This window comes from Paenibacillus sp. A3M_27_13 (assembly GCF_024213315.1).
Lineage (GTDB): Bacteria > Bacillota > Bacilli > Paenibacillales > Paenibacillaceae > Paenibacillus > Paenibacillus polymyxa_B.
Window position 1 is genome coordinate 1 of the sequence record NZ_JANAVE010000016.1, and the last position, 8,783, is coordinate 8,783.

The 8,783-nt window shown below is 54.9% G+C and carries 4 protein-coding genes; all 4 read right to left on the reverse strand.

Annotated elements, in window-relative coordinates; all coding sequences use genetic code 11:
* The coding region (locus NLX82_RS27140) for a PfaD family polyunsaturated fatty acid/polyketide biosynthesis protein (protein WP_254349302.1) at nucleotides 1–5,939 on the reverse strand (5,939 nt) is incomplete at its 3' end.
* Between the two features lie 31 nt (nucleotides 5,940–5,970).
* The gene (locus NLX82_RS27145; RefSeq protein WP_254349288.1) at nucleotides 5,971–6,720 is read right to left on the reverse strand and encodes a polyketide synthase; all 750 of its coding nucleotides are present in this window, start codon (nucleotides 6,718–6,720) and stop codon (nucleotides 5,971–5,973) included.
* Nucleotides 6,721–6,746: 26 nt separating this feature from the next.
* The gene (locus NLX82_RS27150; RefSeq protein WP_254349289.1) at nucleotides 6,747–7,511 is read right to left on the reverse strand and encodes an enoyl-CoA hydratase/isomerase; all 765 of its coding nucleotides are present in this window, start codon (nucleotides 7,509–7,511) and stop codon (nucleotides 6,747–6,749) included.
* The gene (locus tag NLX82_RS27155) at nucleotides 7,508–8,770 is read right to left on the reverse strand and encodes a hydroxymethylglutaryl-CoA synthase family protein (protein ID WP_254349290.1); all 1,263 of its coding nucleotides are present in this window, start codon (nucleotides 8,768–8,770) and stop codon (nucleotides 7,508–7,510) included. The genes NLX82_RS27150 and NLX82_RS27155 overlap by 4 nt, the downstream gene beginning before the upstream one ends.
* Nucleotides 8,771–8,783: the final 13 nt, after the last annotated feature.

An 8,783-nucleotide genomic window follows, 5' to 3' on the forward strand; every position in this document is an offset into this window, starting at 1 on the left:
CCGCCGTAGGTGTCCATAAAGTAGCCGCACAGTTCGCGAAGCGTCTGGTATTCGAAAAACAGGGTCTTCGACAGTGGGCCGAAATCCTGCTCCAGCCGCGCCGTCAGCTGCATGACCATAATCGAATCGATGCCGTACTTTTCCAGTGGCGCCTCCTCTTCGACCCGTCCTGCCGGCAGCTTCGCGATGTCCGACAGCAGCTTTTTGAAATAATGGACCGTTTTTTCCTGCAGACATTCTGCCTGATTGACCGCTGCTGTGGTTTCCGCCGTTTCTGTAGTTGCCACCGTTTCCGTGCTCTCCGCAGTACCTACGGCGAGCTTCAGCCAGCTTAATAATCGGCTGCGTTCGCCCGCCAACACCATAGCCTGCCCATGCCCGGCTGCCAAAGCCGCATACAACGCCCGGATTCCGCTTGCCGTCTCCAGCGGAGCTATTCCCGCCTGCTTATGCATGCGTTCCTGCGTGTGTTCATCTGCGCGCATACCGCCGTTTTGCCACAGCGGCCAGTTGACAGCGAGCGTATGCCCTTGTCTCATTCCCAAGCGGACCTTTTCATTGCGCCAAGCGGCGAATCCGTCCATGAAAGCGTTGGCCGCCGCATAGTCCGCTTGTCCAGGATTGCCGAACACACTAGCCAGCGATGAACAGAGTACGAAGAAATCAAGCGGAATATCCTTTGCAGCTTCATCCAGATGAATCAGGGCATCCACCTTGGGTGCAAGCACGGCGTGAAGTTCATCCGCATTTTTATGTAATATGAAACGATCCCGCAGCACCCCTGCACAATGGATCAAGCCGTCAATGCGCCCATACTCGGTTTTTATGCCGCCGATCAGCCGCTGGACCTCTTCTTCCTTCGTGATATCCGCAATACGGTAGGAGACTTTCGCTCCACTGCGCTGCAGATCATGCATCCACTGCCCCCGGCGGTCGTCCGGCTCACGTCGGCCTACGAGAAGAACAGTTGCTTGTGGAGCATGGCGGATAATATTCTCGGCGAATAGTGCAGCAAGTCCACCGCCTCCACCTGTAATCAGGTATACCCCGCCCTCCTTCCATGGAGCGGCTAGATCCGTTTCAAGGAGCGGCATTTCCTGCCATTCAGGCATCCAGCATTTATCGTTCGTATACCGGACATTCGCTTCTTCGGGATGGAGGCAACTTTCCTGAATCGCGGAGATGGCCCCAGTGGTATCATCTGCATCAGAGGTCTCAATCAACTGCGCGACGATTGCCGGATTCTCCAATCCCGCTGTCCGGAGCAGGCCAAGGAGTCCGGAGAACAGTCCGTCTTCTCCTTTTTGTCCTGAAGGGATCAGCAGTTGGAGCAGGACTTTATCCCGATGCTTACTGAACATAATGTCTTTGACTAGCTGTAACAATTGTGCCGCATAGTCACGATAACGCCCATACACTTCCTTCTCGTCAGAACAAAGAAGCAGGGTGCGCTTGCTTGCCGGCAGACCGTCAGATTCGCTGTCCAGCCACGCGTGTACCGCCGCATAGACCGATTCTTCCATTTCACATAGGATAATCCACTGCTCGGCAAATCCTGCTAGTGAATGACGAAGTCCGGAACCGGTGTCCAACAGTAGGTGCTTTTGCCGGCTTATGCTTGTACCCGTAGAGCACTCACGCCATTGTGGTGTAAACATCAGCAATTCAGACCCCGCTGATCTGCAATCCGTTCCGGCCGGAGCAACCTTGTCAGACGCCGCTTCATGCTTATATGCTCGGACTGTAAAGCCGCTCATCCGCACGCAGACCGTCCCGTCCTCGGCGCACAGGTCGATGTCCAGCTTCTGTAGCCTGGCTTCCGTCGCACTTCCTTCCTGCGGACGCACCCAGACCCAGCCCCGCGCGGGCGCTGCCGACATCAACTCCAGCCGCTCCAGCGCGAACGGCAGCTGCGTCTCGCTTCCGCCTGTCTCTTCCATCAAACCCGCACAGGCTTGTAATGCCGCATCCACTATACCTGGATGCAGCACATAGCTCTCTCCTGTGCCTTCCGGCAGCGCCAGCTTGCCCAGCGCGCCCCGCGGACCGATCTCCAGCCACTCCAGACCCCGATGACTTGGTCCGTATGCGATCCCTCTCTCCAAGAACTGCCCGTAGCATTCCGCGCCGCTCACACTGTGCCGGCTCTCCTCCCGCAGCACCTCCACCTCCAGCTTCGGTAGGTTTGCCTCCACCTCGCGGGTATACAGCTCCACGCTTCCCTGGCTGTGTACTTGCCCTTCCCCTACTGCCTCTCCGCTGTACACCTCAAAGCCAATCCGGTTCTGCGCCTCCGGCGTCAGTGCGATGTGCAGTTCCTGCTCCGTTCCTTCTTCCACCGTGAACGGCTTCAGCCATACCACCCCGTGCAGCCGAACGCCTTGCTGAGCCTCATGCCCCGCCGTCCCGGCAGCCAACAGCGTCGCTTGCAGCGCCATCTCCAGATAGGCTGTCCCTGGCAGCATTTTCTGCCCCTGTACCACATGATCCTTCAAGAAGAATTCTTCGCCGCTCCACCGTGAACTGTACCGCTGCTCCGTCAAATCCGACGTATTCCGCTGTACCAACGGATGCAGCATAGACGTATGTCTCGCCTCGGCCTCCGACGCACTTCCCGCACGCCGGCTCGTCCAATACCGCTCCCGTGCAAACGGGTATCCAGGTAGGCTGATCCGCCGTGGTGTGGCTTCCCCGTACAGCTTGCTCCAGTCTACCTCTCCCTCGCGCACCCATTGCTCGCCGATGCTGTCCAGCCCTCCGACAAGGGACGGGATCTTCCCGAAGGCCGCGGCTGCCGGCTCGCCAGAGCCCTTGACATAACCCATTAAATTCCCGGGGGACATGCCGCTGCGCAGATAAGCATCAAGCGCTTGTAGACACTCCTGCCGGGAAGCCGCCATAAACGCCAGCCGGTGGTCCATAGTCTCGCGGCCAACCTGCAGCGTATAGGCAACATCCGGAAGCTCCGCTTCCGGATGACATTCCAGCCAATATTTCAACGCAGCGGCATACTCGCCCAACCGCTCGGGGCTTTGGGCGGACAGCACAAAGTGCAGCGCACGATGATCTTCCGGCGCCGCTTTCAGCTGTGAGGATTCCCGCATTTCCGTATATTCTTCCAGCACAATATGGGCATTGGTCCCACTGAACCCGAATGCGCTGACCGCAGCCCGCCGGCTTCGGCCGGCTTCGCTCCTCCACGGTTGTAGCTGAGTGTTTATGTAAAACGGGCTGTCTTGCAAATCGATATGCTCATTCAAAGACTCGAAATGCAAAGTCGGCGGCAGCATCAGGTGCTTCAGGGCAAGTAGCGTTTTAATCACGCCGGCCATACCCGACGCTGCCAGTAAATGACCGATATTGCTTTTTACCGAGCCTAGTGCACAATAGTTCTTCCCGGTTGTAAAGGAGCGAAAGGCTGCCGTCAACGCTTCGACCTCGATGGGGTCGCCGAGCCGGGTACCCGTTCCATGAGCTTCCACCAAAGAAATTGTCGCCGGATCAATCTGAAACCGCCGATACACCTCCTGCTCCAGCACGGTTTGCGAATTGACGCTAGGAGCGGTGATTCCGTTGGTTTTGCCATCCTGATTGACGCCCCAGCCCCGAATGACGCCATAGATATGATCACCGTCCCGTTCGGCATCCTGCAAGCGTTTAAGCAGAATCACTCCAACACCTTCCCCGGGTACAAATCCGTCGGCACGGTTATCGAAGGTATAGCAGCGCCCGCTTGGCGAGAGCATACCAGCATTCCCCGTCATATGCTGCATGGCGGGCGTGGCCGCCACATACACGCCACCTGCAAGAGCCAGATCGCTAGTCCCCAGACTAAGACTTTCGCATGCTTCCGCGATCGCCACCAACGAGGAGGAGCAGGCTGTTTCAATGGCAAGACACGGACCCTTCAGATTCAAATGATACGAAATGCGTGCGCTCAAAATGGAGAGTGCTCGCCCCATCAGCCCTTGCGCATTCCAGCCACCGTTTCCCACCAGTTCCGCGTAATCACTCGCCGCGCAACCGGCGAATACGCCGCAGCGAGTTCCAGAGAGGGAAGAAGGGCGAAGGCCGGCATCCTCGATGCAGTGCCATGCCTGCTCCAGAAACAGCCGCTGTTGTGGATCCATGGCCTCGGCTTCTGCGGGAGAGATATGAAAAAACAGCGGATCAAAGCACTCGGCCTCTTCCAGAACCCCCATCCACTGGTAATCGGGTAGTTGGGTCGATTGTATTGCCGAAGCGACATCCCAATCGATGTTCCAGCGTTCCAGTGGAATTTCCGATATGCAGTCGCGTCCGGCAGACACATTGTTCCAATACTCCTCGATGTTTTTTGACATGGGGAATCGCCCTGACATGCCAATGACGGCAATGGCCCGGTCTTCATGCGGAGCAGAGTTTACCCCATCCGCTTGCCCGCTGGAGACGGTATTTACCGTTCGGGCAGCGGTGTAGGTGAAAGCGTGCGTCATCAGGATTTCCGCGATTCCGTCCACATGCCGGTTCTGCCAGTTTTCGTAATCCGTGCCCGCTACCCATTGATTAAAGGCCCCTATCGCAGGACCGCAGTACACCACAAAATTATCTTTTTCGGATAACTCCCCCCGCAGTGTGACGGTATTGCAATGCGCAAAATACCATTTAAAAATCAGCGCCATTTTCAACCGTGGGTTGTCCATTGCCTCTACCAATTGAACCGGATTGCTGCGCTGCTTGTGTTCACAGACAAGCTCCCACACCTGTTCGAATGTTCGTTTGAAATAATGCTGCTCTAGCTCCCGGCGCGTAGCGGGGGGGATGTCCTCTATACACGTATGCTGGGTAAACAACTGATACAGCTTGTTGGCCCGGGCTGCAAACTGCGTCTGTTTTTTGACCACTTGCACCTTGGCACCAATCTCGAACATATCGCCGGCAACCGTAATCGTAGTATCGTGAACCGAAAGGGACTGCAGCAGTTCCTTCACAGCTTCATGCGCACCGCTTTCAACCGTGCATTGATTGACCGAACCCGTGAAAATAAAATCGGCGCCGAGCATAAACGCCGCCGCAACGGCCTCGGGCGTTCCGATGCCCCCGCCACATCCCACCATAATCTCTTCCTCATAGCTGTACTGGTTGTGCATCGCTTGTCTTAGGGAAAGCACAGCAGGCAGTAGGGAAAAAGCGGCACCTTGATCGGTATGCCCGCCGGAATCCGCTTCGATTGCTAAATCATCCGCTAGTGGAAGGTGTTGCGATAATGCAGCCTCTTCCTTATTGATCCGGCCCGTTGCAAGCAGTTCAAGCACCATTTCCATAGGTGGAGGCGACAAAAACATGCGGGCGATCTCCAGCCTCGAGCATTTAGCGATAATTCTCCGCCTTGGTGTCAAGCTTCCGTTGTGCCGGGACAACCCCTTGAGACGACAATATACCAGCGGCAAGGTGATCGCTGAATAAGCTGCAGCCTCGATTACCGGAACATTCAGCTTTAAGCACAGCTCCGCTTGCTCCCATTCCTCGTCAGGATCGTCGATATTAGAAATCAGACACATGCCGTAAGGCTTTTCCGGCCCCAGTTCTTTCTGAATGCGCCCAATCCGCGTCTCAAGCTCATTTCCGCGCAGGCCTGCACTGCCAAAAAAACTGAGCAACCTTGCCCGTCCCATGGCAATCACCAGCTGCTCCGATGAGATGCCGCGGTACATGGAGCCAGCGATATAATTCCATTTGCACTTGTACCGCTTCTGAAAAAGCGGATTGCCGAACCGTTCGGGAGAAACTCCCGACGGAAGCGGCGTCAGCAGCCTCTTTTCCGGTACAGGCACCTGACCACCGGAACCGCTCCGTGAAATCTCTGCATTGCTGCCGTCAGAACCAGACTGTGACAATAGCCGCTTGGCTTTCTGGGGGTTCATCGTTTTATCTTTCAAAGCCCGAAATATTTGCTCCACATTCAATGGTCATCCTCCTCTCCAAGTATCCTTAGTTCCCGAACAATTCCTGAATACGTTCATTGACCTCCGACTGATGAAATGTCAGCTCGTGCATAATGACCTCCTGTGCAACGAATTTCGGCAGCTCCCGCCGTAAAGAACCGACCAGATGATTTTTCAGGGCGACCAAAGAAGCGCGGGGCTTATCCGCAAGTTCCTTCCCAAGTTGCAATGCATAATCCGCAACTTCAGCGCGAGGCAGCACAGGAAACGGAACTCCCCGCTTGCAGAGATCTGCTCCTCGGTAACTGCCCCCGTTCAGCAGCAGCTCTTCCCCCAATGCAAGTCCAAGCTTTTTCGGCACAATCAGCGTCGCTCCCATGCCTGGCGTAAATCCGTAACGCATAAAATTCGTTGTATATACGCTTTCTCTGCTCAAAATAACAAAGTCGGAAAACAACCCCATCACAAAGCCTCCGCCAATTCCGTGACCCTGCATTGCGGCGATGACCGGAATGGGGCAGTCGATGGCGAGGCTGTATACATTCGTATCCGTAAACTTGGCCCTGCCCTCATGAATGGCAAGCAGCCCTTCCTTGGTTCCCCCTGAAGCGAAATAGGAATCATAACCCGTTAAAATAACGGCCTTATAGCTGGTTGAAGAACCGGCATATTGAAAGGCCGCAATCAAAGCCGACATTAATTCCGGCGAAAATGTATTTTTATGGACCCGATCCTGCATCGTAATCCGCAGAACACCGGGGGCAGCCTCCGTTACATCAATTACATCCGACGTCATATCTATCCCTTTCTGCCGTACGCATATCAATCGGCCTCCCAAGGAAATTGTCCCGTTGCCGCAAAACGGCTGATGGCTTGCAGGTTTCCGTAGTCCGAAAATATTTCCCTGTTCCCCGATAAAGCCGTTTGCTTGAATTGGCCCAGCGAAGCGTACAGCTCGTTCATATATCGCTTGTAGCGGACAATCGCCGGCTTGGATATACGCCGCAGACGCAGTAACAGCTTGCGCAAAGCCTGACCGTCACTGTCGCAAGCGTCAATCAATCCCCATTCCACCGCTTGCCGTACCGTGATCGGCTGTGTGGTCAGCGTCAGATAGTGGGCCCGCTGAAAACCGACCCTCCGGGTCAGAAACGGAAGCACACAGGCAGGATATAAGCCGAACAACATCTCCGAAAGGCTGAACAGCGCCGTCTCGTCTGCCATTGCAATGTCGCAGGCTGTCACAAAGCCGATGCCGCCGGCATTGGCTTTGCCCCTGACGTAAGCAACCGAGATGAATGGGCCGCTTGCCAGATGTAGCCATAGATCATATAGCGCCTCGGCATCCCCCGACGCCGTATCCGCAGTGGTCATTTGCTCATGGATGTCCTGAAAGTCGGCTCCGAAGCAGAACACTTCTGGCAGCCCTTCTACGACCACTATCGAAGCGGCTTCCTCGCACTCTCGCAAGGCATGCCGGATTTCAGCAATCAACAAATCATTGATGGTATTGTTAGCGGCAGGCCTGTAGATTTGAATAAAATATACCGCCTCTTGCCGACGGATCCGAATCGTCTCATATGTCACGAGACCCACCTGTACACCCGGTGAAATTCCGATATTCTTTCTAGATACAACCGTTGTCCCCCTCCGCTGGACGCCAGCATGGCCGGCAGATCACTAAGATCCAGCTTCACGTTTCTGGTGCCAAATTTAACCGCATCGCTGGACCTTAGCAGATAGTCATAGTGGGACATGGACAATTTATACCGACGGTTCAAATGTTCGGTAATTTGAAATTTATGCTGAAGCCGCTGTCCTTCGGGCGTGACAATTCCGCTATAAAATTCCGAACAGCAGCCTGAGCCGTAAGAGAAGCAGCCTACTCTGCGTGGGGCCTCAAACCTGCCGTTGTCCACAGTGCTAGCCAAAGACAGCAGCACCGTCGCCCCGAGGATATTGCCCATCTGCTGGCAATACATCAGTCCCGGAACTACACGTTGTGCAAAATCTGCCTCAATTTCCGCAGGCTTGGCTTTGGTCATCTTCCGCATCATTGAGCGGTGCGCCCCTTTAACCATTCCACCGAAAGGAGTATGAAACGCCAGGTACTGGAATGTATCCCGATAATCCGCATCGGCAACGCGTTCCGCATACTCCAGATAAGTTTTTTCGCAGCAATCCAGATACGAGAGCAACGAAAGATCGGAGTTGCCGGCTTCACTGTCCGGAATAGGACGGCAAGTATCCATCACTTCATAGCCGTAATAACCGTTTGCACCCACATCGATCTGAAAGACTGCCGGATTTTCACCAACAAGGATGGCAACGGCCCCTGCGCCGGAGCTGGGTTCGACAAAAGACCAGTCGGCCGTCAAAGCCTCGCCGCCGTCAACGGCTATAAAACGCGAAATATCCGTGGCGACGACAAGCGCCTTTGCCCCGGGCGAAGCTTGCGACAAAATAAAATTGACCGCCATTTGGAACCCCGCCGTGCCTGAGTAACAGGCCTGCTTGATTTCGAACATCCGACAATTTCGGCTGAGCCCCAGGTAATGATGAACATAAGTGCTGATGGATTTGCCGAAATCGATTCCCGATTCCGTGCATGTAATCAGCAGCTCGATGCTTTTCTTGTCCGCTTCCGGCAGCGACTCAATTATCGGCTTCGCTGCATTGACAGCAAAGGTCACTGGATCTTCACAAATCAGCGAAACTGCCTTTTCTTTCATCAGTAAGTTATCGAAACGTGTCGTGTCGAGATTGCGGTGCCGCGCCAACTCAAACACATCCAGGTAGGCAGTACCGCCATATACATTCATGGCTTCAATTCCGACCGTCTTCATGATGACCCTCCTT

Bases quoted from the DNA above. Each gene is read 5' to 3' on its own strand.
- NLX82_RS27145 (WP_254349288.1), bottom strand. From the start codon at position 6,720: ATGACGTCGGATGTAATTGATGTAACGGAGGCTGCCCCCGGTGTTCTG.
- NLX82_RS27155 (WP_254349290.1), bottom strand. From the start codon at position 8,770: ATGAAGACGGTCGGAATTGAAGCCATGAATGTATATGGCGGTACTGCC.